Annotated in this window: 28 protein-coding genes and 4 pseudogenes; 17 read left to right on the forward strand and 15 right to left on the reverse strand. The window is 68.2% G+C overall.

The window, feature by feature from the left end; genetic code table 11:
- The first annotated feature begins 165 nt into the window (after positions 1–165).
- Entirely contained in the window at positions 166–525 is a 360-nt protein-coding gene (locus JIX56_RS46940; protein ID WP_257550521.1) for a hypothetical protein, read from the forward strand.
- 573 nt (positions 526–1,098) lie between these two features.
- Here the strand turns inward: JIX56_RS46940 and JIX56_RS46945 are convergent.
- Entirely contained in the window at positions 1,099–1,731 is a 633-nt protein-coding gene (locus tag JIX56_RS46945; RefSeq protein WP_257550523.1) for a hypothetical protein, read from the reverse strand.
- 773 nt (positions 1,732–2,504) lie between these two features.
- On the opposite strand from JIX56_RS46945, the gene JIX56_RS46950 reads away from it, so the two are divergent.
- A complete protein-coding gene (locus JIX56_RS46950) occupies positions 2,505–3,317 on the forward strand; it encodes a class I SAM-dependent methyltransferase (protein WP_257550524.1) in 813 nt (270 codons plus the stop codon).
- A gap of 113 nt (positions 3,318–3,430) precedes the next feature.
- Positions 3,431–3,883 (forward strand): leucine zipper domain-containing protein, encoded by a 453-nt coding sequence (locus JIX56_RS46955; protein ID WP_257550526.1) that lies wholly within the window; start codon positions 3,431–3,433, stop codon positions 3,881–3,883.
- Positions 3,884–4,153: 270 nt separating this feature from the next.
- Here the strand turns inward: JIX56_RS46955 and istB are convergent, their stop codons facing one another.
- Both istB and JIX56_RS46965 read right to left on the reverse strand, forming a co-directional pair.
- Positions 4,154–4,915 (reverse strand): IS21-like element helper ATPase IstB, encoded by a 762-nt coding sequence (gene istB / locus JIX56_RS46960; protein WP_257550528.1) that lies wholly within the window; start codon positions 4,913–4,915, stop codon positions 4,154–4,156.
- Positions 4,912–5,895: pseudogene (locus JIX56_RS46965) on the reverse strand (Mu transposase domain-containing protein); the annotation flags it as partial. The gene istB and the pseudogene JIX56_RS46965, both read right to left, overlap by 4 nt.
- 51 nt (positions 5,896–5,946) lie before the next feature.
- On the opposite strand from JIX56_RS46965, the gene JIX56_RS46970 reads away from it, so the two are divergent.
- A complete protein-coding gene (locus JIX56_RS46970) occupies positions 5,947–6,348 on the forward strand; it encodes a hypothetical protein (protein WP_257550529.1) in 402 nt (133 codons plus the stop codon).
- Between the two features lie 33 nt (positions 6,349–6,381).
- Here the strand turns inward: JIX56_RS46970 and JIX56_RS46975 are convergent, their stop codons facing one another.
- From JIX56_RS46975 to JIX56_RS46995, 5 genes and pseudogenes are all read right to left on the reverse strand, one after another.
- Entirely contained in the window at positions 6,382–7,923 is a 1,542-nt protein-coding gene (locus JIX56_RS46975) for a tyrosine-type recombinase/integrase (protein ID WP_257550531.1), read from the reverse strand.
- 49 nt (positions 7,924–7,972) lie between these two features.
- Positions 7,973–8,973: pseudogene (locus JIX56_RS46980) on the reverse strand (IS5 family transposase).
- A gap of 61 nt (positions 8,974–9,034) precedes the next feature.
- On the reverse strand, positions 9,035–9,223 hold the full coding sequence (locus tag JIX56_RS46985) for a hypothetical protein (protein ID WP_257550533.1): 189 nt from the start codon (positions 9,221–9,223) through the stop codon (positions 9,035–9,037).
- Positions 9,224–9,288: 65 nt separating this feature from the next.
- Positions 9,289–10,245 (reverse strand): hypothetical protein, encoded by a 957-nt coding sequence (locus JIX56_RS46990; protein ID WP_257550535.1) that lies wholly within the window; start codon positions 10,243–10,245, stop codon positions 9,289–9,291.
- A gap of 190 nt (positions 10,246–10,435) precedes the next feature.
- A complete protein-coding gene (locus JIX56_RS46995) occupies positions 10,436–10,888 on the reverse strand; it encodes a hypothetical protein (RefSeq protein ID WP_257550537.1) in 453 nt (150 codons plus the stop codon).
- Positions 10,889–11,122: 234 nt separating this feature from the next.
- Here JIX56_RS46995 and JIX56_RS47000 point away from each other — a divergent pair.
- Positions 11,123–12,143 (forward strand): annotated as a pseudogene (locus tag JIX56_RS47000) (transposase); the annotation flags it as partial.
- Here JIX56_RS47000 and JIX56_RS47005 read toward each other — a convergent pair.
- From JIX56_RS47005 to JIX56_RS47025, 5 genes are all read right to left on the reverse strand, one after another.
- Positions 12,045–12,605, reverse strand: a complete 561-nt coding sequence (locus JIX56_RS47005; RefSeq protein WP_257551590.1) for a hypothetical protein — start codon at positions 12,603–12,605, stop codon at positions 12,045–12,047. The pseudogene JIX56_RS47000 and the gene JIX56_RS47005 overlap by 99 nt on opposite strands.
- A gap of 156 nt (positions 12,606–12,761) precedes the next feature.
- Positions 12,762–12,953 (reverse strand): helix-turn-helix transcriptional regulator, encoded by a 192-nt coding sequence (locus tag JIX56_RS47010; protein WP_257550538.1) that lies wholly within the window; start codon positions 12,951–12,953, stop codon positions 12,762–12,764.
- A complete protein-coding gene (locus JIX56_RS47015; RefSeq protein WP_257550540.1) occupies positions 12,950–13,348 on the reverse strand; it encodes a hypothetical protein in 399 nt (132 codons plus the stop codon). The genes JIX56_RS47010 and JIX56_RS47015 overlap by 4 nt, the downstream gene beginning before the upstream one ends.
- Positions 13,345–13,524, reverse strand: a complete 180-nt coding sequence (locus tag JIX56_RS47020) for a hypothetical protein (RefSeq protein WP_257550541.1) — start codon at positions 13,522–13,524, stop codon at positions 13,345–13,347. Before JIX56_RS47020 ends, JIX56_RS47015 begins: the two co-directional genes overlap by 4 nt.
- Positions 13,525–13,860: 336 nt before the next feature.
- Complete coding sequence (locus tag JIX56_RS47025; RefSeq protein WP_257550543.1) at positions 13,861–14,745, reverse strand: LysR family transcriptional regulator; 885 nt, start codon at positions 14,743–14,745, stop codon at positions 13,861–13,863.
- Positions 14,746–14,949: 204 nt separating this feature from the next.
- On the opposite strand from JIX56_RS47025, the gene JIX56_RS47030 reads away from it, so the two are divergent.
- The 4 genes from JIX56_RS47030 to JIX56_RS47045 all read left to right on the forward strand — a co-directional run bounded on the left by JIX56_RS47030 (position 14,950) and on the right by JIX56_RS47045 (position 17,499).
- Positions 14,950–16,071 carry a M20/M25/M40 family metallo-hydrolase gene (locus JIX56_RS47030; RefSeq protein WP_257551530.1) on the forward strand — a complete coding sequence of 374 codons (1,122 nt, stop codon included), beginning with the start codon at positions 14,950–14,952 and terminating at the stop codon, positions 16,069–16,071.
- Between the two features lie 121 nt (positions 16,072–16,192).
- Positions 16,193–16,639, forward strand: a complete 447-nt coding sequence (locus tag JIX56_RS47035) for a hypothetical protein (protein WP_257550545.1) — start codon at positions 16,193–16,195, stop codon at positions 16,637–16,639.
- A gap of 237 nt (positions 16,640–16,876) precedes the next feature.
- Entirely contained in the window at positions 16,877–17,131 is a 255-nt protein-coding gene (locus tag JIX56_RS47040; RefSeq protein WP_257550547.1) for a hypothetical protein, read from the forward strand.
- Complete coding sequence (locus JIX56_RS47045) at positions 17,128–17,499, forward strand: fic family toxin-antitoxin system, toxin component (RefSeq protein WP_257550549.1); 372 nt, start codon at positions 17,128–17,130, stop codon at positions 17,497–17,499. Before JIX56_RS47040 ends, JIX56_RS47045 begins: the two co-directional genes overlap by 4 nt.
- A gap of 505 nt (positions 17,500–18,004) precedes the next feature.
- Here the strand turns inward: JIX56_RS47045 and JIX56_RS47050 are convergent.
- Positions 18,005–18,619: a TetR/AcrR family transcriptional regulator gene (locus tag JIX56_RS47050; protein WP_257550551.1), complete on the reverse strand. Its 615-nt coding sequence runs from the start codon at positions 18,617–18,619 to the stop codon at positions 18,005–18,007.
- A 105-nt stretch (positions 18,620–18,724) separates the two neighbouring features.
- On the opposite strand from JIX56_RS47050, the gene JIX56_RS47055 reads away from it, so the two are divergent.
- From JIX56_RS47055 to JIX56_RS47070, 4 genes are all read left to right on the forward strand, one after another.
- Positions 18,725–20,119, forward strand: a complete 1,395-nt coding sequence (locus tag JIX56_RS47055) for an MFS transporter (protein ID WP_257550552.1) — start codon at positions 18,725–18,727, stop codon at positions 20,117–20,119.
- 150 nt (positions 20,120–20,269) lie between these two features.
- Complete coding sequence (locus tag JIX56_RS47060) at positions 20,270–20,797, forward strand: aspartate carbamoyltransferase (protein WP_257550554.1); 528 nt, start codon at positions 20,270–20,272, stop codon at positions 20,795–20,797.
- A 65-nt stretch (positions 20,798–20,862) separates the two neighbouring features.
- The gene (locus JIX56_RS47065; RefSeq protein ID WP_257550556.1) at positions 20,863–21,324 is read left to right on the forward strand and encodes a GNAT family N-acetyltransferase; all 462 of its coding nucleotides are present in this window, start codon (positions 20,863–20,865) and stop codon (positions 21,322–21,324) included.
- A 174-nt stretch (positions 21,325–21,498) separates the two neighbouring features.
- Entirely contained in the window at positions 21,499–22,281 is a 783-nt protein-coding gene (locus tag JIX56_RS47070) for a sulfite exporter TauE/SafE family protein (RefSeq protein ID WP_257550558.1), read from the forward strand.
- 71 nt (positions 22,282–22,352) lie between these two features.
- Here JIX56_RS47070 and JIX56_RS47075 read toward each other — a convergent pair whose 3' ends face one another.
- Positions 22,353–23,288, reverse strand: a complete 936-nt coding sequence (locus tag JIX56_RS47075; RefSeq protein ID WP_257550560.1) for a site-specific integrase — start codon at positions 23,286–23,288, stop codon at positions 22,353–22,355.
- Between JIX56_RS47075 and JIX56_RS47080 the strand changes: the two are divergent.
- The 4 genes and pseudogenes from JIX56_RS47080 to JIX56_RS47095 all read left to right on the forward strand — a co-directional run.
- A pseudogene (locus tag JIX56_RS47080) lies at positions 23,278–23,418 on the forward strand (transposase); the annotation flags it as partial. The gene JIX56_RS47075 and the pseudogene JIX56_RS47080 sit on opposite strands and share 11 nt — an antisense overlap.
- An 86-nt stretch (positions 23,419–23,504) precedes the next feature.
- A complete protein-coding gene (locus JIX56_RS47085) occupies positions 23,505–24,305 on the forward strand; it encodes an alpha/beta fold hydrolase (RefSeq protein WP_257550562.1) in 801 nt (266 codons plus the stop codon).
- A gap of 157 nt (positions 24,306–24,462) precedes the next feature.
- Complete coding sequence (locus JIX56_RS47090; protein WP_443032009.1) at positions 24,463–24,861, forward strand: transporter associated domain-containing protein; 399 nt, start codon at positions 24,463–24,465, stop codon at positions 24,859–24,861.
- Positions 24,858–26,003, forward strand: coding sequence for a hemolysin family protein (locus JIX56_RS47095; RefSeq protein ID WP_257550564.1), 1,146 nt, complete (start codon positions 24,858–24,860; stop codon positions 26,001–26,003). The genes JIX56_RS47090 and JIX56_RS47095 overlap by 4 nt, the downstream gene beginning before the upstream one ends.
- Positions 26,004–26,021: the final 18 nt, after the last annotated feature.

Raw genomic sequence — 26,021 nt, forward strand, 5'->3', positions numbered from 1 at the left:
CAGGTCCTTCACAGCCAGCAGCCGGTCGGCCAAAGCGCGAATTTCGGCGACGTGTTCGATGGCCCACGAGCGTTCTGTGCGGCGTTCGCGTTGGTCGCAAGCGTATTCGACGCGCTCGTGCTGGGTCAGGGGTGTGCCGTGGAGGTCGTCGATGCCGGTGCGTAGTTGGAGGTAGCGGCGTTCGGCTGCCTGGCGGCTGCGAAGTTCCAGGGCGTCCGCGAGGCGCGCCCAGGTGATCTTGCGGCGGCGGGCGGCGGGCGGCGGGCGGCGGGCGGCGGGGGTGGGGGCGGCGATGAGGTGGAGCTCGCGCTCGAGCAGTTTGTCGCGCAGGCTGCGGATGACCAGGAGAGCGGCGAGCAGCTCAGGGTCGGTCAGCGATGGTGCACCGGAGCCGGCTTCAGCGTTGGTGCGGATGCGGTCGTACTTCGCGGCGACGTCGCTGAGGTGGCCGGTGGGCAGGCGGAGTTCTGGTACCCCGTTGAGCGCCTTGGGCGAATCTTCCGGAATTTGGGGGGTGAACAGTAACTGCCATGCGTGGTGCCGGTCGTACTCAGCTTGCGAGCGTACGGGCTTTGTCGTCTGTGTGACGACGCTATTTGTCGTCCGTGAGGCGACAAGATGCGATGCAGGCATGGAATTATCTCCAGGAATTTTTACTTGGACGGGGTGTCGTTATTCGTCGGTTCCGCTGACAGCGTTCTGTTCGCGGTGCAACCGGTGGCGGCGCCAGGCTGTCCGTGCGGCGCCGACTGCGCCGATGGTCAGCGCGCACAGCAAGGCAGCGATGTACTGGGCTCCGGCATCCCGTAAGAAGCCAAGCATGCAGGTCAACGCACACATGGGGCCGGTCGAGCGTTGCCCTCCTCATCAACGGAATAGGCACCTCACAGCAGGGTGGTACATAGAACGGCGCAAAACGTTCAGACGGACCCGCCACACCTGATCACTTTGCATCGAAATTGATCGACGCGGTCATGCGCGTGTGGGCCCTGTCGCCCGGATACGGCGCAGCATAGGAAGAGCTGAAGCTTGTTCTTTAACCTCCGGTGTTCTGTGACGGCCCTGCAGTTGGAACGCCCGAGATGTTGCCCGGGGTGTTCATGCTTCTATGCGCAGCCAGGTGTTGCCTGCGCGGAGCCAGAGGGAACCGTCGCGGCCTTGGCCGCAGTGCATGACGACTCGACCGGGCAGCCGTAGCCGACGGCGGCTGGTTACTGCCCAGGTGGTGCCGTTGAGCTCGGCACGTATGAGCTCGACGGACCGCTTGTTGTGGTCGCGGCGGGTGAGTACTGCCCTGTTGTCACAGACCGCGAATCCGTCCGGGGCGGGGACGGGGCTGGGGTAGCTGGCAATGTCGCCGGTGGACGGAGTGATCCGTGTCAGGAAGGTGCCGCCGCTGCCGCTGCCGGAGTACCAGACGAGCCATACCTGTTCGTTCTCGGTCGCGGCGGTGCAGCCTTCCAGCGGGTAGTCGGGCAGCCGGCCCTTGGGCGTCCAGGAGGTCCGGCCCTGGCTGTCCCAGCCCGCGAGGCCCGCTCCCGACTCGGGGTGGCCGCCGTAGATGCCCTCATCGCCGTAAGCCGTCCAGATGCCTCCGTGGACGTCGGTGACCAAGGCGGGAATGTCATCACCGACGCAGAACTCGGCCTCAGGTGTCCCGGACGGGGAGAACACCACAGCGTTGGACGCCCAGGGCCCCTCGGTCTCGTTGCGGAACGTGCGCCCGCTCACCAGAAGGAATCGAGAATCCGGAAGGAGGGCCAAGTGACTGGGCCGAATCCGAATGTCATTCACCAGGACGCGCCGCTCCTGCTGTCCCGTGACGGTGACCAGCTCACCCGTGAACGGGACTCGCGGCCTCCACCCGATCCACCCCTTGATGTAGCGGGTGTGATCAAGGTATTGCCGGGGGACCAACAGGACCGCAAGCTCCCCGGCGGGACCGACGCTCCACCAAAGGGCTCGGTGCCCCCGCATCGCGTCAGTAGCGGGAAGCCGCCACACGTTGTGTATCGCAGCATCGGAACCAGCAGCCAGGGGGCGGAGATTCATTGACAGTCGCCTCTAGGACTCCGGAGCCGAGTAGCCCGAAGAGCACTACCTTACCGGCCCTTACTCGGTCGAACTCCGGTGGCAATTCGTCCAGCGGCCGTGCCACGGGACGTCCAGCGTCGAAATGTTCCTTGAACTATGTCACTGAGGTTTTCTCAGCGATGATCGCTTCAGAGTCGGTTGAGCATGCAGTGCGGGTGAGGCCGCCGCTGGGGCTGAGCGTGACGTGCGGGGTGGGTCATCGCTGCTTGAGCTCGGCGGCAGTCGCTCGCCGAGAGCCCGCACGTGCCGCGCAGCGGGCGCCGAGGATCAACCGTGCGTTGGCGGAGTTGTCCCCGCACGCGCGTCCGGAGTCGGATTTCGAGAGTCGTTCGAGCTGCTGGTGGCCACCAAAGGGTTGGCGAGTCCGGCAGCGTAGTGCGCCAGTCCGCCTTTGTGTATCGTCCGGGTTCATGGGTGACCTGGCAGGGCGCTGGCGGGAGTTGAACAAGGCGTACTGGGATGAGCGGGTGCCCATTCACCTGGGCTCTGCCTTCTACGACGGGGAGGGGTTCCGCGCCCGGACCGATTCGCTGAAGGACTTCGAGACAGCCGAGGTGGGGGATGTCAGGGGCAAGCGCCTGATCCATCTGCAGTGCCACTTCGGCCGGGACACGCTGTCCTGGGCGGCACGAGGAGCACAGGTCACCGGGCTGGACTTCTCTCCGCCCGCGATCAAAGCGGCTTCACGACTCGCGACTGAACTTGGTATCAAGGCACGCTTCCTGACCGCGGATGTCTACGACGCGGTCTCGGCGGTCGAGGGGGAGACCTTCGACATTGTCTATGCCAGCTTCGGGGCGCTGAACTGGCTTCCCGACATCAGCCGCTGGGCGTCGGTGGTCGCTGAACTACTCGCTCCCGCTGGGTGCCTGTACCTCGCGGAGTTCCATCCCTTCAGCTTCGTCCTCGACGACGAGACCGGAAGCACGGTCACGCACGACTACTTCGATGAAGGTCCGGAAGCCTCGGGAGGCCCGGGCACCTACGCCGACGAGGCGGCCAGGACCGAGCACGACGAGACCGTCGAGTGGCGGCACAGTCTGTCGACCGTTGTCTCGGCGATCGCCGGAGCTGGGCTACGGATCCAGTTCCTCCACGAGCACGACCACACCTTCTACCTCCAACGCCAGTCGCTTGAGCGCCACGACGGCGACATCTACCGGCATCCCGAGGGCGCTCCGCGCATCCCCCTCACCTATTCGATCCGCGCCGAGAAGGCTTGAGCCACTCGATCCAGCGCGGATCGGGTATGCGGGCCCCGTGCCCGGACCGACGTGAAGCCCCTGGTAGGACAGGCCTCTCTCACAAGATCGTCTGCTGAGCCAGAGGCCTCACCTTGGTCACCTACGCTGCCACGCTCGACATCCCGCGCCACGTCGTGGAGTACCTGTCCCGCCTGCTGGCCGCACACCGACGGCGCATCGGCACCCCGCGCGGCAGCCGCGCGCTCGGCCCCTTCCGCCAGGCCGTGCTGGTCCTTCGCTGGTTCCGCGAGCGTGGCTGCGTACATTGCCTGGCCCGAGACGCCGGCGTCTCCCAGGCCACGGGCTACCGCTACCTCCACGAAGGCATCGACGTCCTCGCCGACCAGGTCCAGGACCTGCACCAGGTCCTGGACCGCTGCCGTCGTGAGGGCATGACCCACGTGATACTCGACGGCACGCTGATCGAGTCCGACAGCCTCGCCAGGGTCCGCGACAACGGCAACGACCTGTGGTTCAGCCAGGCACACAAGGCCTTCGGCGGCAACGTGCAGTTCCTGTCCGCTCCGGACGGCACCCCGCTGTGAGTCTCCGACGGCGAGCCCGGCTCCACCCCCGACATCACCGCCGCACGCCTCCACGCACTGCCCGCGCTGTACAAGGCAGCCGCCGACGGCCTGCCCACCCTCGCCGACAAGGGCTACATCGGCGCGGGGATCGGCATCCTCGTCCCGGTCCGGCGCCCGAAAGGCCGCTCTGAGCAGACCCTGCACGCGGACACCCGCACCACTGTCGACGACGGCGTAATTCCCCAGGGGCTGTGGTCGCGTAATTCCCCAGCCCCTGGCGGTGACCGGCTACTTGGTCGGGGGTTCGGTGGGGTTCTTCGGTCGTTTGTTGGGCCTGTAGCTGGGGCCGTTCATGATGACTTGGTGGCTGGCGTTGATCAGCCGGTCCAGGAGGGACTCGGCGACGACGGGGTTGGGGAAGAGCGGATACCAGTCGCTAGGCGCCCGGTTGCTGGTGATGATCACGGACCGGCCTTGCCGCTCGGAGATGAGTTCGTAGAGGTCGTCGGCTTGTGGGGCGGTCATCTGGCGCATGGCGAAGTCGTCGAGGATGAGGAGGTCGGGGCGGACGATCTCTCGCATGCGTCGGTCCCAGGTGCGGTCCGCGTGGCCGCCGGCGAGCTCGGCCAGGATCCTGCTGGTTTTGGCGAAGCGGACGCCTGCGCCCTGACGGATGGCGAGGTGTCCGAGGGCCTGCGCGACGTGTGTCTTTCCGACCCCGACCGGTCCGAACAAAATGACGGACTCGCCAGCGTGGAGCCAGCGCAGGGCTGCCAGGTCGCGGAACTGGGCGGCGGGCAGCTTCGGGGAGGCGTTGAAGTCGAAGCCCTCCAGGGTGACCTGCTGCTCGAACTTCGCCTTGCACAGGCGGCGTTGGAAGGCGACGGTCTCACGGCGGTTGATTTCGTCCTGGCAGAGGATCTGGAGGAAGTCGAGGTGGCCGAGTTCGCCGCCGTGGGCCTGGGCGAGGCGCGCGTCGAGGGTTTCCAGCATCCCCGACAGTCGCAGGGTCTTGAGCGATTCACGCAGGGCGGTGTCCAGCACGCTCATCGCGCGGCCCCCTCAGCGTCGCCGTCCTCCTGGTGATCGTGGCGCTCGCCGGGTGTCTGGGTGGGGATGCCGGCGCCGAACAGGCCCTCGGGCCCGTGGAGGAAGGCCGCGGCTCCAGCGTCCCCGGTGTCGGGTTCGGGGTCGGTCTCGGTGCCGGCGACTAGGATGCCCTTGATGGTGCGGTAGGACGGATCGCCGACCGAGATGGCCTTCACGCAGGCGGCCTCCAGACGCTGGTCACCGTACTTCTTCCGCAAGCCCAGCACTCCCTGAGCGGCCCGGAGCCGGTAGAGCGCGTTGACCTCCAACAGTTGGTCGATCACTTCCCGGCAGGCGTCGCCGACCTCGGACGCCTGGCTGCGGCACCAGATCGGCGTCCGCATCTGAAAGGCGATCTTCTCGGGCGGGTAGTCGCTGGCATCGGTGCGCTTGCCCTGCTCGAGAGCCGCGTGCGTCTTGATCAGCCCTCCTTCGTGGAAGACCTGCACCATGGTGGCGGTGGAGTGGACGTCCACGCGTCGGCCGATCAGTTTCCAGGGCACCGAGTAGAGGGTGCGGCCGACCTTGATGTGGATGTCCGGGCCGACCGTCGCGGTCGACCACTTCGCCAGCACGAACGGCGTCTCGGGCAGCGGGAGGAGGGCTTCGGCCTCGGCGGCCTCGAACACCGCCAGTGGCGCCGCCCCCTGAAGCGGTCGGCACTGGCGGCGTCCGGCGGTCTCCCTTGCCCAGGTGAGGGCCTCGGCCTGCATGTGGTCGAGGGAGGTGAACGATCGCCCGCTCCAGAACGAGTGCCTGATGTAGGGCATGGGCCGCTCCACCCTGGGCTTGTCCTTCGGATGCAAGGCCCGGGCGGGATCGACCAACGTGCCGTAGTGGGAGGCGAGTTCGGCGTACGACTTATTGATCTGCGGGTCGTAGAGGTCGGGCTTGTCCACTCCTGTCTTCAGATTGTCCGGCACCAGACGGCGCGGGACACCTCTAATATGCGGGTCTCGATGTCAAGCCATAGTCGAAAGAGGCAGCCGCCCGTGAGCACTGAGCCGCTCCGCAGCCTGCGTTATGTGGATGACATCACCCGCGATGACGTCCTCACGCTGGAGGCGTTCATCTACTCCCAGCTTCGGCCAGTCCAAGACGCAGCTGGCGAGACCGGGGACACGTTCTGCGCGTTGCGTTCCCTGGAGATCCTGGTCTGCGACTCGGCAGGGCTCCTGCTGGCACTCCTCGACCGGAGCGGACGTGGCCAGGAGGAACGGTCCACCATGCTCCGCGAGTGGAACCGGTTGTGGACCACCGCGAGCTGGTGGAACTACCGCGACGGATATGACACTGACCGCTGGAATCGCCTGGATCACGTGGACGCCGCTGCCGAAGCCTCACACCATGCCGAGATTGCAAGAGCTCAAGCAGGCACTGGGGAGGCCCAGTGAACAGGCAACTGTCGATTTGGCGAGTGGAGATTGTCAGGAGGCTTCTCCATCGAGGCGGCTGAGGAGTCCGTCGAAGATCTGCTCGCGTGCGACCTGTCCCTTGGCAGCCGCGTCGTCTCGTTGGCGTTCGAGGGTGGGCCGGAACTCGATCGTGGTGACGAAGAAGGTGCAGGACTCGCAGATCGACTCGAAGTGGCAGTCCATCTCGACGGGGCGAGCGCAGTAGCCGTTGCCGAGCATGCGGCGGTGCATCTCCCGGCGAAGCTTGGCCATCTCCGAACCCTCGGCGTCGGCCGGCAGCTGGCGCGGGGCGTCGTAGAGCGCCTCGACCTTCTCTGAGACGGCGAAGTACTCGTCGGCGACGGTCCGGTCGGCGATCCGGGCGTAAACACGCGTCATGGACAGCGACTTGTGTCCGAGGAGGGCGGCGATTGCTTCCAGAGACATGCCCCGGTTGATCGCCTGGGTCGCCAGAGTGTGGCGGAGCTGGTGCGGGGTGACCCTGCCCAGTCCGGCCCTTTCGGCGGCCTTGCGGACCGCGGCCTCGATGCGGGAGGCGTTGACCGGGCGGCCGTGGTCGGTGAACAGCAGGTTCGAGCGCAGGCCCTCGGGCCGGTGCAGCAGCCAGTCGTCCAGCAGCGTCTTCAGCTGTGGGTGCAGGGGAACGTAGCGGTCGGTGTGCATCTTGCCGACCGGGATGCGGAGCCAGTAGGCGGAGCCGATCTGCACGACAGCGTCGATGGTGAGGCCGAGCATCTCGCTGCGGCGCATCCCGGTGCGAGCGAGGATCTCGATGGCCAGCCGGGTGAACGGATCGGGGTCCTGGCGGGCGGCGGCGAGCAGTTTGGCGGCCGCGGCGTCGTCGAGGAATCGGGGCAGCGGTTCGTCCGCAATCGGAAAGTCGCTGTCGAACACCAGCTGGCGGGGCGGCCGGTCGGCGGCGTCCCACTCGTCCAGGCGGCGGAAGAAGCCGCGGAGTTTGCTGAGTCGATCGCGGACGGTGTGTCGGTGCAGTGAGCCGCCGCGGACGGCCGGCCGCTCCAACAGCCACTGGCGGTAGCGTTCGACATGCCGCCGCTTGAGTGCGGCGACGCAGGTGACGTTCGCGTCTTCGGCGGCGACCAAGAGGGCGAACTCCCGCAGCGTCAGTTCGGCGTTCTTCACGGTGCCCGGCCGTAGTGTTCCGGCGATCTGCTGCAGGTAGTGGTGCATGGTGTCCGCCATCGCGGCCGGGACACGGGCCCACTCCTGGGCCCGGATGTCGGCGTGGTCCGGGGAGCGTCGGCGTGGGAGCTGATCGGTCAACTCGCAGTGGAACAAGGTCGCTTCGAGGTTGAATAGGGCGGTCGACAGGGCCTTGACGCCGCGGTTGGGGATGCGACGGGCGGCCTCGAGCAGTAGGCGGCGTCCCTCGTCCCAGTCGCTCTGCTGCAGTTCGTGCGGCTGTCTGCCGAACAGCGCGATGAAGTAGGCCAGCAGGTTGAACTGGGTCATGGCCACGGTGTCACGAAAGCCGAGCGTGCGGGCAGTTTCCATGAACCGCAGGTGCAGTTCCGGCTCCGTGCGGGCCAGCACGATGCCCAGTCGCGGGCGCCGGGCGACTAGGGCCTGTGTGACGTTGTGATCAGTCAGCCTTCAGGAGGTCGTTGATCCAGATCATCGAGGCACGGAGGTGGAGGCCGGCGAGGTAGCTCTCGGGCGACTTGTCGTATCGAGTCGCGACGCCTCGCCATGCCTTCAACTTGTTGATGAGCCGCTCGACGGTGTTCCGCTCCTTGTAAAGATCGCCGTCGTGGCATGTGGGGCGGCCGCCCCGGCTTCCCTTCTTCTTCCGGTTGGCGGCCTGGTCCTTCTTCTCCGGGATGACGGCCTTGATGTTGCGTTTGCGCAGGTAAGAGCGGATAGCGCGGGACGAGTAGGCTTTGTCCGCGGCGACAGCGTCGGGCCGGGTCCGGGGGCGGCCGACAGGCAGACGGACCCGCACCTTCTGCAACACGGGGACGAACTGCGGGCTGTCGGCGGCCTGTCCTGCGGTCAGGACGAGCGACAGCGGACGGCACTTGCGGTCCGCGGCGAGATGAACCTTGCTCGTCAGCCCACCACGGGACCTGCCGAGCAGGGCTTGGTTCAAGCGGAGCTTGCGCCGCCGCCTGACACGCCGCCGCTCTTCCCGCTCGGGGCCGTCCCTGCCGTCCTGTCCGATCTGTTCTGGCGTGCCGCCCCCTTTTGCCGGGCCCGCTCCTGCTCGGCGGCAGCTTCTTCAAGGGCGTCCATGACCTCCTTGCCGATACGCATCCCGGCGGCGTCGTGATGGGCGCGGGCAGTGGTGGAGTCCACGCTGACCAGGGACAAGTCCGTCTGTCCCCGGCGGGCGGCCTCCGCGATCACGCCTTCCAGAAGAGCGGAGAAGACCCCGGCGTCCCGCCAGACGCGAAAGCGCCCGTAGACCGTCGGCCACGGTCCGAACTCGGAGGGCATCTCGCGCCACTGGGCGCTGGACCGGAACCGCCAGATCACCCCCTCGAACTGCTCCCGCAGCCGTTCGGGGTACGGACCGTACTCGCCTATAGGGAGGTACGGCTCGATGAACTCCCATTGCTCGTCGGTGAGTTGCCTGCGTGTCACACCCAGCGTTCTACCAGGTTCTGCCCCCGCACGGGACCAGAACCCGAAATTGATCACGACCTCACACAGGCCCTAGATAGTCCGCCCCCGGCTGCATCCGGCCCGTCACCGAGAGCCAGCTGATGAACCGGTGGGTCTCATGGTTGAAGGCGAGCTGGCACTCCAGCGGCAGGCGACGGAAGCCCGTCAGGTCGGGCACTGCGGCGAGCAGAGCACGAGCGCCCCAGCGGACCTTGTGATCGGTGTTCATACCCTGCCCTGCCCGGTGAGCGACTGGCGAGCCGGCGCTTGATGGTTCGGGCCGAGAGCCCCGCCTCACCGTCTTCGAGCCGGACGACCTTCGGGCCTCGCCGCGGCTTCTTCTGAGCGGTGATGAACGCGAAGACGTCCGCAGGGACGATGTCGGCCGGCTCCTTGGGCACCACCGAGAAGAAGACCTTCAGGTCGTAGGCGGTGGCCAGCAACGTGTTCGGCCGACAGCGTGCCGCCACGAACTCCAAGTAGTCGTCGACCAGGGCGTGCCCGAGCGATGCCGCAGGGTTCCCCGCGGCGTCGACGCGTCGTACCAACTGGGGCTGCCAGGCCATCCGAGCTCCTCGACGGGAGCGACCATCCTGGCCGGGAACACGATGTCGCGGAAGAGTTGTCACCCACATAACCGCCGAAGTAGCGGAACGCGTCCACGTGGGCCAGGGTCCAGGCGTGCTGGTCCATATGTGTCACGGGGCGAACGAACATGTGCCGCGAGCAGGGCAGCACCATCACGAATGCCCAGATCCGGTGCCGCTTGCCGGTCCTGGGGTTGATCCACTGCCCCAGGAAGCCGTAGTCGATCTGGGCCTCCGAGCCCGGCTCGACCTCCTCGCGCAGCACCGTCACCTTCGACCGGGCCGCCTCCTCGGGAAGGTTCTCGTGCACCCACCGCCGCAGCGACGTGAGCGATGCCTTCAGCTTCCGCTCGTCCCGCAGCCGCTGGTGGATCGTGGTGACCGTGGTGGTCTCCAGCAACTGCTTGATGTAGTCGCGGTGCTGCTCGATTTCCGGCCAGGTCAGCTGGTTCAGCCTCCGGCTGGCAAGCTCCGGGAACCAGCTCTTGATCAGCTTGGCCCAGTCCGCCTCGCTCATGGGCGGCCCGCCCGGGGTCATCCCGGCCGCCTCCGCCGGCGCCAGGTACTTCCTGATCGTCTTGCGGTCCACTCCCAGCGAAGTGGCCACCTGGCTCTTCGACCGGCCCGCGTACCAGTGGACGTAGATCTCGACGATGTCGACCACGGTGAAGGTTCTCCTTGCCATCCGGTGTGTCCGTCGGCCTCTCGGCTCGCAGGTCGAGGGACGCCTGCGGCACCGAGATGGCCAGGACCCTCAACCCGGCACTGGCATGCCCAGGGGGAACCAGACCGATTCGCAAGGAATAGCTATCTAAAGTCCAAACTGCTCGAAACAGGAAAACTGTGGCGCTGGGTCAGTAGAACCAGACGACGAGTCGTACGTTCTCCGCGCCATGGACTTCGCCGAGTATGCGCATGACGCTCCAGACCCGACCCCAGTCGCTGCCGGAGCCTGCGGCCGAGGCGCGGCTTCGTGTGCCAGAGGCGTCTGTCTCCTGCCAGTCGGCGTCGGCCAGCTCAGCCCAGGTCAGCCATGTGGTTCCGTGTACGTCGCCGGGACCGCCGTGTGCAGCGAAATCACCACGCAGCCCATCCGACGCGTCGTCCGGGAAGCCGCGGCCCTCAGCCAGGGGGCGGAAGCCAAAGGAATTGCGGATTCCGAAGAGGCAAGCGAGGCCGTCGTAGGCGTTGCCCCTGTTGAGCAGGAACAGGTCGATGGCGGCTTGCCACACGGAGTCCTCGTCGTCGGGCCCCCACAGCCGGGCTCCCGGACGGCATTCGATCATTCCACTGACGTCGGTCGACATACTGAGATCCTGCCTGCGCGGCCCGGAAGCCGGCACCTGCATTTCCTTCCCCGTAGGCTCGCGGCCTGGTCGACGCAGCCCATCCCAGCCGGGGGCGTCGCTACCTGGGAGTCACAACCGAGTACGCGTTCGATCGCGCACTGCCACGGTCACCGTCCTCATGGGGACTCGTGACCGCGGGGGTGGGGAATTACGCCGACACGAAAGCGCGATTCGCGGGGAATTGCACGACCGTCGACAGTGCTGGCCGGTCTGCCGATGCCGCGGGCCGCCGACGGGCGCCTGGTCCTGGCGGTCGACGTCAGCAACTGGCTCCGCCCCGACCAGCGCGGAGCGTCTGTTCTGTCACGTCTACGGCCGCAGCGGACGCTCCTCGGACCAGTGCGTGCCCGGCTGGCCGTACTCCTTCGTCGCCGCCCTCGAATCAGGCCGGACGTCCTGGTGCCAGCTGCTGGACGCCGTCCGTCTCGGACCCGAAGACGACGTCGCCGAAGTGACCGCCGCCCAGGTCCGCCGTGTGGTCACGGACCTGATCGAGATGGGCCGCTGGCACTTCGGCGACCGCGACATCCTCATCGTCTTCGACGCCGGCTACGACGCCCCGCGCATGGCTCACCTCCTCGATGGCCTCTCGATCGAGGTGCTGGGACGGATGCGCTCCGACCGCGTCATGCGACGGCCGACGCCCTCACTCAAGGAGTACGCCCTGTCCTACCCCCAGGGCGGGCGATCGCCGAAGCACGGCAAGGAGTTCCGCTTCGCCAAGCCGGAGACCTGGGGCGAGCCGGACGCGACCACGACGCAGGTCACCGACCGGTACGGAACCGCCCGAGCGATGGCCTGGGACCGCATCCACCCCCGCCTGACCACCCGCTCCGCGTGGATCGACCACACCGGCGAACTCCCCATCATCGAAGGCACGCTGATCCGCCTCCAGGTCGACCGCCTGCCCGGCGGCGGAGACCCGCTCCCGCTCTGGCTCTGATCATCCGCCACCGGCCTGAACAGCGAGGACGTCGACGTGCGCTGGCAGGCATGCCTACGGAGATTCGACCTGGAGCACACCTTCCGGCTGATGAAACAGACTCTCGGGTGGACCCGACCGAAGCTGCGAACCCCCGAGGCCGGCGAGCACTGGACTGTTTGCTATCCCCTGTCACGCACAGGACGACACGGGTTGCAGGTCCGTGACCTCAGTGAGCGCCATGGTGACGGTGCGGTCGTCCGCCTTGAGGGTCAAAAACCCGTAGTCGCTCTCGCTCAGAGGTCCGCAGATGGTGCCGGCCTCGGTGCTGACGCGGACGAGACTCCGCGTCGCGCTGCCCGTGCTCTCAGCCTTATCCGCTTTCACGGGCCACCAGGAAGTGGCTGCCGACAGGGCGAGCAGTGCGACGGCAGTGAAAGTCAGGGCGATTCCAGTGCGCAGGGCACGGCTCGTTCGCTGGGGGTCGGTAGGGCGGGCCGCGGTCCGGTACAGGGGCCAGGCAGCGAGGCCGACGAGGAAGATGGCGCAGCAGGCGACGGCCAGGGCGCTCAGCGCCAGCACCCCGGCCACTGCCTGGATGCCCCACGGGACTCCCGCCGGGCCGCTGTCCTTGAGTACCCCACATAGGCCGACGAAGCCGAGGACGGCCAGTTGGACGCCCTGCCAGCCCTTGGCGGTCGTCCGCAGGTCATCCGGGGCCGGTGCCTGTCCGTGCCCGGCATCGCTCGTCATAGCTTCGGCCTCCTCCCGGCGGGTCGATCCTCGCAGATACGCCTACCTGGACGCGGTAGCCAGCCCGGCGCGGACGTTCCAATCACCCGCCCGGCCGCACCACCAATTCCTTCGTGCCTGTTTCACATTCACATATTGATCAGAAACGCATTGAGTTCATTCGTGGAGGAAGAGCTCTTCGATCTTCAGGTCGAAGAGCTTGGCGAGGCGGAAGGCGAGAGGAAGGCTTGGGTCGAACTTCCCTGTCTCGATGGAGTTGATCGTTTGCCTGGACACGCCCGTACGCTGAGCCAGGTCGGCCTGCGTCCAGCCCCGTTCAGCGCGAAGGTCCGTGATGCGGTTCTTCATCGGTATCGGATCTTGCCGACGACGAAGGCGACCACAAAGACGACTCCCATGAGCGCGGGGAGGACGGCGATGTCGACGTCGCGGGCGACGAGGCTGGCGTCGTCCGTAACGACATAGGCGAATCCGAGGATCCACCCCACGCCGAGGGTGACCGCCAGCGCATCCTGCATGATCTTCCGTTGCAGCTCATCGAGCGCGCGGAGAAAGCGCGTGAAGGCGACGATCCAGCCGATGCCGACGGCGAGATTGACGGCAACGGCGGCCCAGCCCGCCACCCGCTGTGGCGGATCCCATAGGAGTTGCGGGCCGAACTTGGCCAGGGCAAGGGTCGCCGCCCAGGCGAATGTCCAGAGCACGAGCCGAGCGCTCGCCTTGATCTCGTTATGCGCTTTCACTCGTCGAGGATGTAGCGGACGTGCGGGGCTTTGAAGTAGCCGGTGACGACGTGGGGTTGGCGTTGTCGGCAGTGGAAGAACCTTCGGGTTTCGGCGGCGAGTTCGGTCTGGTTCCTGGCGCGGTGGGTGTGGGGCAGGCTGCCGGACGATGTCGCCGTCCTGGCGGCCGCGCCCATGCGAAGGAACTATCCCCGCGGGTGCGGGGAACACCCGCCGTCGCGGTGGTGGGGCCCTGCAAACGGACCATCCCCGCTCTCGCGGGGATGGTCCCGCATACACGGGTACCTCAGCCTGGTCGAACGTGTGCTCCCCGCGCCTCCGGGGATGGTCCCGGCCCCCTGACCGCCACCCCGTGGTCGTCACCGCTTGGCCATCTCTACTCCCCAGCCCCTCCGGGAGGGCCGTACTCCGGCCCTCCCGGGACACTCCGATGGGCGCCCGGCCGGTGAAAGCCCGTGAGCCGTCACATCCCTCGTCCCACGTCCATGTCGCATGTCACATGTCGCATGTCGTCATACGGTTGCGCGGAGCAGGTCCCGAAGTGTCAGCGCCGCCGGTAGGGGGGTGGTGGGCAGGGCCACGTGTACGGTCCGGCGCAGGGCCGGGTCGGCGAGGCGGCACAGGACGAGTTCGTCGGGGACGGCGCGGGCGGCCAGCGAGGGGACCATCGCGACTCCCAGACCGGCGGCCACGTAGCCGAACTTCCCGGTCCACTCGGCGATCCTGATGACCTTCCTGGGGGTGAAGCCGGCACGGGCGCAGGCGTCGGCGAGCATGGTGGGCCGGTCGCCGTATGCGTTCTGGAGCCAGGCCTCGTCACGCAGTTCACACAGGTCGACCGGGCCGCCGGAGCCTGCCAGGGGATGTTCGCGCGGGAGGGCGACGAGTAGTTCGTCCTCGAACAGCTCGGTCGTCGTGACACCGTCGGCCGACGGCAGACCGTACGGATAGTCGCTGACCACGGCGAGGTCCAGCGTGCCGTCCGCGAGGCGCCGCATCAACGTGTCGGTCGGGCCCTCGACCGCGATGACCTCGACTTCCGGCCGGACCTCCTGCAGCGCCCGCAAGGCGGCGGGCATCAGCGAGACGTTCGCGGTACCGAACGCACCCACGTGCAGCAGCCCGCCGTGCCCCGCGTGCAGCACGGCCAGCTCCCGCTCCGCTCTCGCCAGCCGCTCCAGCACGTCCAGGGCGTGCCGGTGCAGGGTCCGGCCGGCGGGATTGAGCCGTACGCCCCGGGGGAGCCGTTCGAACAGTGGCCCGCCCGCCTGCTGTTCCAGCGCGGCGATGCGGCGGGACACCGCGGACTGCGTGTAGTTGAGCCGGACCGCCGCCTTCGTGAACGAGCCGGTCTCGGCCACGGCCACGAGCAGCCTCAGCGCGTCGGTTTCGAACACAGCCGTCCTCCTCACCCTGCTAGAGACATTCCTGTGGCGCATTGATCCCATGCAATCTAGTCGCTGGTGGAATGCCACGTCCGCTTCTAACGTCGATCGCATGGCGGCGCCCGGCAAGAGGGAGCGAACGCCGCCGCTCCCATGGCTCACGAAATCCGAGGGGGAAGTGTGCTGTTGCCGACGAGACTCATGCCCTTGCCGTCGATGCTGGCCGATCTGGAGGAACTCGTTCTCTGCGAGTCCTTCTCGGCCGACCACGCCGCGGTGGCACGCAGCGCGGAGGTGGTCGGCGCCCTCGGCGCGCGGCTCTTGGGGGCCGAGCCGGAGAGCATCATGATCGACGGCGTGACCCATCTGCGGTGGGCCTTCGGCAGCCCTCGGGTGCTGCTGGTGGGACACCACGACACGGTGTGGCCCATGGGCTCGCTGCGGACCCATCCCTGGTCGGTGGCCGACGGGATCGCCCGGGGCCCCGGGGTCCTGGACATGAAGGCCGGGCTGGTGCAGATGTTCCACGCGCTGGCCTCGCTGCCCTCTTTGGAGGGGGTGGGCGTCCTGGTCAACGGGGACGAGGAAGTGGGCTCCCCGACCTCCCGGCAGCTGATCGAGGAGTCCGCCCGGGGGTGCGCGGCCGCCTTCGTCCTGGAGGCGGCCGCGGATGAGCGGGGTGCGCTCAAGACCGCCCGCAAGGGCACTTCGCGGTACGAGGTCGTGGTGCACGGCAGGTCCGCGCACGCGGGTCTTGAACCGCAGAAGGGGGTCAACGCGGCGGTCGAGGCCGCGCACCAGGTGCTGTCGATCGCGGAGCTCGGGGCGTCGACGGAAACCGTCGTGACCTTCGCGGCCGATGGCGGTGCCGGTTCCCTGCCGAGCGGCGTGACCGTCACACCCACCCTGTTGTCGGCCGGCAGTTCACGCAACACGGTGCCCGCGCTGGCCCGGTTGTCGGTGGACGTACGTGTACCGACCGCCGTGGCGCAGGACCGGATCGACGAGCTCATGCACGCACTCACCGCCCGGCTGCCAGGAGCCCGGCTGGAGGTCCTGGGCGGCCGACAACGGCCGCCCATGGAACCGGAGTCCTCCGCCGAACTGTTCACCCTGGCCTCCCGGCTCGCCACCGAACTGGGCCAGGAACCACCGCGCGGCATCGCCGTCGGCGGTGCCTCGGACGGCAACCACACCGCGGCGGCGGGGTGTCCGACCCTCGACGGCCTGGGCGCCGTGGGTGGTGGCGCGCACGCGGACACCGAGCACGTGGAGGTCGCGTGGATGGTGCCCCGGGCCCGCCTCCTCGCCCAACTCGTCGCACGGACACGGGGATGAGGGGATGAGGGGATCACGCATCCACCGGCTGGAAATCATGCGTCTGTTCCAAGGAAGGCGATGGGTCATGTTTCAGAAAGTGGACGAGCTCGATCTCGGGGAAAGACGTGGGAGTTACCCCGTGGCCGGACTCTCGGGCTTCTTCGCGCAGCTCGCGCGGCGGGGGATCATGGCGTTTTACATCGCCATAGTCATCGTCCTGCTCGTCGACAGGCCCCCGGACATGCTCACCAGGGGCGCCGCCATGTCGGCCGTGCTGGTCGGCCTGATCGGATACCTGCTGGCGTGGCGCCGTCTGACAGCCCGGCTGGGGCTCAGGAGGTGCTACCTCTACACGGACGGCGTGGTCGTCACCAACTGGTTCGGCCGTGTGCAGGACTGCGTGTCGTGGCGCAACGTGAGGGAGCTGGACGGCCTCAGCGCCCAGTCCCTCGTCTTCAGCTTCCACCGGCTCGAACTCTGGCGACGCGATCGCGGCAAACCGCTGCGCCTCGTGGCCCTGGGAATGAACCCCAAACTGACGTACGCCCTGTATGACGAGGCGAAACGGAACGGCGTGCGCTGCTGAGGAGCATGCCGGGCGCCGGCAGCCTGGGCAGCGGCAGCCGACGGCATCGAGGACAGTGGCAGTCAGGTCACCCAGGTGCTCGGCATGGTCACCCTCGCGACGTAGGACTGGTTCGACACTTTCGATCCTGAGCAGGCCCGAAACCCCGCCCGCGGTTTCCGCCACGAGTGACCAGGCACCGGCAACGGCCACTCCCGGGCACGGCCCACCCCTGCTACCACCCTGCTACCATGAGGTGTGACCACGAGGAAGCAGACGCAGGTCCGGCTGGACGAGGACGTACTGGAGGCCGGCAAAGCCGCCGCGCGCTCCCGTTCGCTGGACTTCAACAAGTACGTGGAACGGCTCATCATCGAGGACACCACCGGCGCCCGCGCCGCCGGCATGGCGGCCGCCCAGCGGCTCATCGATGAGCACGGCACATTCCTCGACGACCTGGAGCAGCAGCTCGACGCCCCGTACGCCCAGCAGCAGCCGGGCGCTGCCGCGTGATCCTGCACGTCGACGAATCCTGGATCCTCGAAGTGGCGGAGCGGGCCGGGCACCGCGATCCGGCCGCCGACGACTACGGTGTGCCCATCGCCGCCGTCGCCCGCCACCGTGGCGAACTCCTCGACACTCCCGTCTACGGCGGAGCCTTCGCCCGCGCCGCCGCCCTGGTACACACCCTGGGCCGCTGCCGGTGGCTGGAGCGCTCCAACCTCACCGTTGCCTGTGCCGTCGCCGTCATGTATCTCGAGGCCAGCAACATCCCCGTCAACCCCACCCGCGAACAGCTCACCGCACTCGCCTACGAGCTGAGCAACCCCCGCTGTACCGCCGACCGGATCGCCTCCTTCCTGCGCACCTGGAAACCCTGATCCCGAACCGGGCGGGGATCGCCTCCGGCCACGCCGGCTCTCGGCCTGGTGGTCATGGAGCCTGGAGTCCTTCCAGTAGCTGTTTCGGGGTCCTCGGGCTTGTCCTCGCCCTCGATCCCGCGGCCCGCCGTCGCCGACCGTCTGTGATGCCAACGTCGTTGGTGGCGCGATGAGTTGGGGCGAAAGGTGGGGTTTCGTGCAGGGTGAAGACGGCAGATTCAGACGGCGGTTCGGGGAGGTTCGGATTCGGAGGATCCGCTGATGCTGCCGTTGGAGGCGATCGAGCTGGATGCCTTTCGCCGCCGTCACGGACGACACGTTTTGGTGCGGACTGCTGCTCGGAGGCTGTGGCCTCCAGCTGACGACGAAGCTGTACACCGACCTTCTCTGAACCAGCACTCGAGTCGTACACCTGACGGTGCACAAGGTCCATTCTGTGTCCGTTGGGCGGGCGACGCCGCTCATCACCGCCTGATCACGGTGGAAGACGTCAATGCTGTCGCCGTTATGATCCGCCGCTGGTTTCAGGTACTGGTTTGCCCGGGGGTGTGAAGGCGGCGAGAACTGTGGCGGTGATGTGGTCGGCGGCGCGGTCGGAGGTGAGCCGGTCGGCGCGGATCTCTTCTGCTGCGCTATGCATGACCGCGTGCAAGACGTTGACCATCCAGGCGATCGGCAGGTCCGTACGGAAGACCCCCTCGGCGCGGCCGCGGGCGACGAGTGCCTCGACTCGGGCTGCGGGCCCGGCATGCAGTTCGAGGATGCGTCCAGCGGACAGCTCCCGTTGTGCGGCGGTGAGCAGCGCCTGTGCCTGGTCCACCAGGTGCCAGCCGGCGTCGATGTACCGGGACAGGGCGAGCCGTGGGTCACCGGTCATATCGATCATGTCCAGGACTTCGTTGCCCCGGTCGAGAGCGCGGCTCATCGCCGCGTCGACGACCTCCGCCCGTGAGGCGAAGTGGCCATACAGCGTCACCCGGCCCACGCCTGCGGCCCGCGCGATCTCACTGAGGCTCGCCTCCGGGTTGCGCCCGAGGCATTCGGCGGCGGCCTGCACGATCGCCTCGATGCTGCGTAGCGCATCGGCGCGTTTGGCGGTCGCGGAGTTCTTGCTGCCCATGGCGCCCACTCTACCCCGGTAAGTCGTACAGCACTGTTTGGCTTATACCCCCAGGGCGTATAACGTGAACAGCTCTGTACGACTTACTGATGAGGGGCAAGCGCCATGAGCGACTCGGAAACCACCACCCGCGCACCGGATGCACCGCGTCCGCTGCGCTGGACGGCCTTGGGACTGCTGGGGCTGGCCCAGCTGATGCTGATCCTCGACATCACCGTCGTCGCGATCGCCCTGCCGGACATGGGCGCCGAACTGGACCTGGACCGCGCGGCTTTGACCTGGGTGGTGAGCGGCTACGCCCTCACGTTCGGGAGTCTGATGCTGCTCGGCGGCCGGGCCGCAGACCTCTTCGGCCCCAAGCCGGTCGTCCTGGCCGGGCTCGCCGTGTTCACCGCCGCCTCCCTGGCCGCCGGACTGGCCACCGGCGCCCCGCTGCTGCTCGCCTCCCGCATCGCCCAGGGCGCGGGCGCCGCGATGCTCTCGCCCGCCGCACTGTCGGTGGTGGTGCGGCTGTTCGACGGCGACGAACGCAACCGCGCGCTGGGCATCTGGTCGGCGCTCGGCGGCGGGGGCGCCGCCCTCGGTGTGCTGCTGGGCGGGCTGATCACGGCAGGGCCGGGCTGGGCCTGGGTCTTCTTCGTCAACGTTCCCGTTGGCCTGGCCGTCCTCGTCTCACTCGCCCGGATCCTGCCGACCCTGCCCCGCGCGGCCACTGGCACCCTGGACATACCCGGCGCCGTCCTGGTCGCCGCCGCGACCGGCGCCCTCATCTACGCCCTGATCCGTGCCGGTGACCACGGCTGGCTCGACCTGGTCACCGTGGCCCTGGCCTTCGCCGCGGCAGCCGGCTACGCGGCCTTCGCCCTCTGGCAGCGCCGGGCGGCGGCGCCGCTGATGGACCTGCGGTTGCTCACCCGGCGGCCGGTGGTGGCGGGCACCTTCGTTATCGCCGTCACGACGGCGCTGATGGTGGGGGCCTTCTTCCTCGGCTCCTTCTACCTGCAGAACCTTCAAGGCCACGGGGCGCTGACGACCGGTGTGCTGTTCCTGCCGGTGGCGTTGCTGACCATGGCCGCCGCCGCAGCCGCCGGCCGTGTGATCGGCGTTCTCGGAGCCCGGCTGTTGGCGGTGATCTCGCTGGCTGTGGCGGCCGCCGGGTTCCTCGTGCCGGTGCTGTGGTCCGGAACGGCCGCGATGGTCACCGGCGTGAGCGTGGCTGCGGCGGGACTGGGCGGCCTGTTCGTGGTCGCCTCCGCCACCGCCCTCGCCAGCGTCGCCGCCCACGAGGCCGGGGTCGTGTCGGGCATCGTGAGTACCTTCCACGAGTTCGGCGCCTCCGCCGGCGCGGCGGCCGTCTCCAGCGCCGCCGCTACGAGCATCGCCGCCCGCACCGGTGCCCAGAGCGCCTCCGGCTTCGACGACGCGTTCCTCGTCGCCACCGGCCTGGCCGCAGTCTCCGCCGTCATCGTCTGGTGGCTGATCCCCGCCAAGCAGCAGTAAGCCCAGGCCACATACCTCAGGGCCGAAAGGGGCGGGCCGCGCAGGCGAAGCCGAAGGACTGCGCTACGCCCCGGCCACCGCATCGCAGCGATCCCACCCACAACGGCGCGGGCTCGCCACACGCCCTCGAAATGCTCACGGAGGCACAGGATGAACATCGGAAAGCGTCGGCTGCTGACGGCCGGCATCACCACGGCCTGCATTGGCGCGGCAGTGAGCGCAGCCTTCTGGATCGGCGGCCCCCAAAAGGACGGCGGCGAGGGGCGGACCGACCGGCAGGAAGCGGTCGCCGAACGTGGCCGGACCGTGATGCCCTTCGACCTCGAAGAGACCACCCACCACTTCACCCCGACCGACACAGGCGGCGTACAGGACGTCGTCGCCGACCAGCCCGACGACGGCAAGCAGGTCGCCCTCATCCGCACCCACCTGAAGCAGGAGGCCAAAGCATTCGGGCAGGGCGACTTCGGCGACCCCGCCCAGATCCACGGCGACAGCATGCCGGGACTGGCCACACTGGAGGAGGGCTACGAGCGCATCGAAGTCCGATACAAGGAGCGGACCGACGGAGCCACCCTGACGTACACCACCGACGAACCCGCCTTGGTCGACGCCCTGCACGACTGGTTCGAAGCACAGCTCAGCGACCACGGCGACCACGCTGAAACCGGCCACTGACCCACCAGCCGAGCACCACGGTAGACCGCCACCGCCACCGCCACCGCAACGACGCACGATCGGAAGTGGACAGCTTGAACAATCCGTACGAGTTGAGCGTCGGTGTGCCCTCCGTTGAGGTCTTCCGCCGCCTGCGCACCGACGCCGGCCTCTCCGACAAGGACCCCGAAGCGGTCACGCTCGCCTTGCCCAACACGTGGCACGGGGTGGTCCTCCACCACGAAGGGGAGCCCATCGGCATGGGCCGCATCATCGGGGACGGCGGCACCACCTTCCAGATCGTCGACATGTGCGTCAATCCCGCCCACCAAGGCCGCGGGCTCGGCAAGCGCCTCATGGCCGCACTCACCGAAGAACTGGAACGCCGGGCGCCCGCTACCGCCTACGTCTCACTGATCGCCGACGGCCCGGCCCGCTTCCTCTACGAGAAGTTCGGCTTCGCCGACACCGCCACCCACGACTCGATCGGCATGTACCGCGTCATCGGCAAACCCCCTGGGGCCAGCCGACCACCGGCGCAGCTCTAGACGTTGCCGGTCCCATGACCGCAACTCCCACCGGGCCTACCCGTCCGGTGACCGCGACGGTCGGGCGAGGGCACCGCACCCCGCCTGGCCGATCGTGAACATCTCGTTGCAGGTCATCTCACTGTCCTCCGAGGCGTTGATACTGGCCAGGCGAACAACGGGCAGGGGGCGACGGTGGACTGGACGGTGGCAGGAGGACTGGTCGCCGGGCTACTGATCGCGACCGTGACCGCACCGGTCGGCGTGTCCGGCGCAGTGTTCCTCCTCCCCATCCAGCTGAGCGTCTTCGGCGTGCCCAACCCGTCAGTCACCCCAACCAATCTGCTCTTCAACGTCGCCGCAGGACCCGGCGCCCTGTGGCGCTACCGGCACGACGGCGCCCTGCGCGGCGGCCTCGCCCGGCGCCTGGTGCTGGGCACGCTGCCCGGCGTCGTCCTCGGCGCTGCCCTCCGCGTCTTCGCCCTCCCCGGCCCCGGAGTCTTCCGCCTCCTGATCGCCGCCCTGCTGCTCCCGCTCGGCCTGTGGCTGTGTCTGCGCACCCTCGCCCCGTCCCGTCACCGGCCATCGGCCAGCGAGTTGCCCCCGCGTACCCTGACCGGCCTTGCCCTGGCGGTCGGCGTAGTCGGCGGCATCTACGGCATCGGCGGCGGCTCCCTCCTCGGCCCGATCCTCGTCGGCCGCGGCCTGCCCGTCGCCCGCGTCGCCCCGGCCGCGCTCGCCGCCACCTTCGCCACGTCCCTCGCCGGCGCCGCAACCTACGCCCTGCTGTCCCTCGTCAGCCCCGGAGACGTCGCCCCCGACTGGTGCCTCGGACTCGCCTGCGGCATCGGCGGCCTGATCGGCGGCTACCTCGGCGCCCGCCTCCAACCCCGCCTGCCCGAACGCGCTCTACGCCTCCTCCTCGGCACCCTCGCCACTGCCCTCGGCACCCTGTATGCAGCCCAGACCCTGAGCTGAACCGGAGGGTCTTCCTGCCCTGCAACACCGTCGCCGAGGCGGGCGCTTCCCCAGTGGTTGGCCCGTCAGGCTCATGACGCCGTACCTGCCGCAGCCGTCGATACTGCCGTCCACTTGGCGAGTTGGTCGGCCGACTCGTCGGCGACGTCCCGGACGACCGGGATGCCGAGGTCCACGGCGGTGCCGCGGCGGGCCTGTTCGGCGCTCAGCTGGGCGAGTTTGTCCTGGGCTCCGGCAAGGCTGACTTTGAGTCCTTCCAGTTCGCCCACCCAGCCCTCGCGTTCGGCCTCCATGATCAGGGCGAGTAGGTTGTCGCGGATTTCGACCAGACGCGGGCGCTGGGTGGGTTCGGGACGGAGCAAGGAGCAGCGGACGCAGGCATGCTCGTGGATACAGGGCGTTCCGAAGGAGCGTCCGCAGATGCCGATCGAGAGCTTCCGTTTTTCGAAGTGCCCGAGGAACTGGTCCCACTCTTCGGCGGTGGGCGTCCGGTATTCCTCCGCAGGTCGCAGGGCCCGGCGGCGGGTGATGAAGGCTCGGTGGGCTTCGATCGCGTCATGGGGATAGACCGCGTTGTGGCCCATCGTGGTGTTGATGTCCTTGTGGCCGCAGATGACCTGGGCGATGTGCGGAGGCATGCCGTTGGCGATGGCGTCGGTGACGAAGATCCGGCGGAAGTCGTGCGGCTGGAAGCGCAGCGGCTTGGCGTTCTCGTCGAAGCCGGTGGCGGCCAGAGCCTCGTTGAGGCCCTTGCGGATGTTCGCTGGCGAGACGGGCCAGCGGCGGCCAGCAGATTCCCATGGGAACAGCAACGGAAGGGGTGGGTTCCAGAGCCTCTCCCTGTCGTCGAACGACGCGACCAGGGGGACTGCGCCGGACCGTTCACGCACTCGCCAGACGATCGTGCCCAGGACGTCGGCGAGTTCAGGGCTGACGAGCAGTGCACGCTCCTCGTCAGTTTTTGATGGCGCGATCTGCAGCCGTGGGACGATCTCCAAGGCTGTCAAGAAGATCGTCGACGACGAAGACGAGCTGCTGGCGTTCTACGACTGTCCCGCCGAGCACTGGATCCACCTGCGGACCACGAACCCCGTCGAGTCGACCTTCGCAACCGTCCGGCTACGAACAAAGGTCACCGGAGCCCTCTTCGAATGAGGCCGGCTCGTCGAGCGCGGCCAGACCCGTACGGCATGATCGGGATGGCGACTGCGTTGGGAGTTGAGATGAGGGGGTCCGAGCGGCTCGTCCTGCGGGACGGCGTCCGGCTGGTCTGTCGTGACTGGGGAGGGCCGGGCCACCCCGTCCTGCTGCTGCACGGACTGGCCGGTCACGCAGGCGAATGGGACGTGCTGGCAAGACGCCTGAGTGAACGGTTTCGCGTAGTCGCGGTCGATCAGCGCGGACACGGCGCCAGCGAGCGGTATCCGGAAGATGTCTCGCGCGCCGCCTACATCGCCGACGTGGTGGCCATCACCGAGCAACTGGGGCTGGAACGACCGGTCCTGGTCGGCCAGTCGCTCGGCGGCCACACCGCGATGCTTACCGCCGCCTCCCACCCCGAAATGGTGCGCGGACTTGTGCTCGTCGAAGCCGGTCCCGGCGGCCCGAATCCGAACGTCCCCAAGGAGATCGGCGACTGGTTCGACTCATGGCCGACCCCGTTCCCCTCACGTGCAGCGGCGGCCGAATTCTTCGGCGGCGGACCAGTGGGCGCGGGCTGGGCAGCGGGACTGGAAGAGCACAACGGCACCTGGCACCCGCGCTTCGACCGGGACGTCATGGTCGCCGCACTGGCGGAAAACGCCCAGTACTCCTTCGACCACGAGTGGCGGCAGATCACCTGCTCTACCCTCGTCGTGCTCGCCCAGTCGAGCATCCTTTCCGAGCCGGACGTCGACAAGATGCTCCAGCAGCGGCCCACAACTGTGGCGATGAGCGTTCCCGGCACGGGCCACGACCTGCACCTCGAACGACCGGAACTCCTCCACACCATGCTCTTGGAGTTCCTGGCGGCACTTACCTGAACCATCCACAGGTCTTGACGATTCCTTCCGCCCGCCGCGCCCCGACAGTACGGCAGCCCGCGAGGCCCTGCACCGCGCGCTGCGACTCCTGGACGACCAGGACAACCCGAACGCGCTCGCCGAGGCCCGGGCGGCTGCCCAGACGGCGGTAGACGCAGTGCGCTCCAGGGCGGCAGCGCCTCCCGCACCTGGTGCACGAGTACGGCGTCACTATCCGCGACGTATCCGGGCTGCTCATCGTCTACATCCGCCACGGCCCCGGCACCTGGTCCGGTGGCTCAAGCCCGCCACCGACGACGGCCGGCATGTCTGGGAGGCCGACGGCAGCATCCGCACCGATGAGCTCGCCGAGATCGGCCTGAGTGCCGAGGACGGCCCGTACGAAACCCTCGCCGGCCTGACCGCCACCCTCCTTGAGCGCATCCCGAAGCCTGGAGACACCGTGCACTCCGACGGGTGGGACATCATCGTCCGCGATGTCGACCATCACCGCGCCGACCGCCTCATCCTCACCGCCCCCGCGGCGGACCGCGCCGAGCAGGAGAGTGCCCGATGACCACCATCCAACTGCTCATCGGCGCCTTGACCCTGCTCACCAACGCCTTCTTCGTCGGCGCCGAATTCGCCCTGATCTCGGTACGCCGCAGCCAGATCGAGCCCCAGGCCCAGGTTGGGAGCAAGCGCGCCAGGACCACTTTGTGGGGGGTGGAGCACCTGTCGGCGATGATGGCCACCGCCCAGCTCGGCATCACCGTCTCCTCCCTTGTCCTGGGCGCCGTCGCTGAGCCGGCCATCGCTCACCTGCTGGAACCCCCGTTCCACGCCATCGGCGTGGCCGAGGGGCTCATCCATCCGATCGCCTTCGTCATCGCCCTGACGCTCGCCACGTATCTGCACATGCTTTTCGGCGAGATGGTGCCCAAGAACATCGCCCTGGCCGCCCCGGTGCCCACCGCGCTGTTCCCGGGCCCGCCGCTGGTCGCGCTCACCCGAGCGCTCAAGCCCGTCATCTTCGGCATCAACGCCTTCGCCAACACCCTGCTGCGCCTGCTCGAAGTCGAGCCCAAGGACGAAGTCGCCGCCGTCTACACCGACGACGAACTCGCCCGCCTGGTCGCCGACTCCAGCCAGGCCGGCCTGCTTGAGCCTGCCGACGGCGAACGGCTGCGCGACGCCCTGGAGCTCGGCACCCGCCCGGTCGGCGAGGTCCTGGTGCCGCTGGCCTGGCTGAGCACAGTCGACCACCGCGTCACCCCCGCACAGCTCGAGAAGGCCGCGACAGGCCTCGGCTACTCCCGGATGCCCGTCCTGGGCCCGGGCGGCACGATCATGGGCTACCTGCACATCAAGGACGTCATCGGCGTTGCTGAACGGCACAAGCCGTTCCCCCGTACCGCCCTGCATCCCGTGACTCGCGTGCAGATCGACACTCCGGTCGACGACGCCCTCACCGCGATGCGGGCCAACGGCACCCATCTCGCCGCTGTCACCGGTGACAAGGGCACCGTGATCGGATTCGTCACCATGGAGGACGTCCTGTCCGAACTCGTGGCCCGACACCCGCATGATCGCTCGGGCCCAAGGGGCGGGGATGCCGGCGTGGTCTGCCACCAGACGTGGAAGCGTCGGTGCCCGGCGAGCTTGCGATGCGTGAAGCCCTGTGTCGCCGGCTGGGTGAGCGCCGCGTTCCGGGGGTAGAACGGCTGTTGGCTCCTG

This window comes from Streptomyces sp. CA-210063, from assembly GCF_024612015.1.
Lineage (GTDB): Bacteria > Actinomycetota > Actinomycetes > Streptomycetales > Streptomycetaceae > Streptomyces.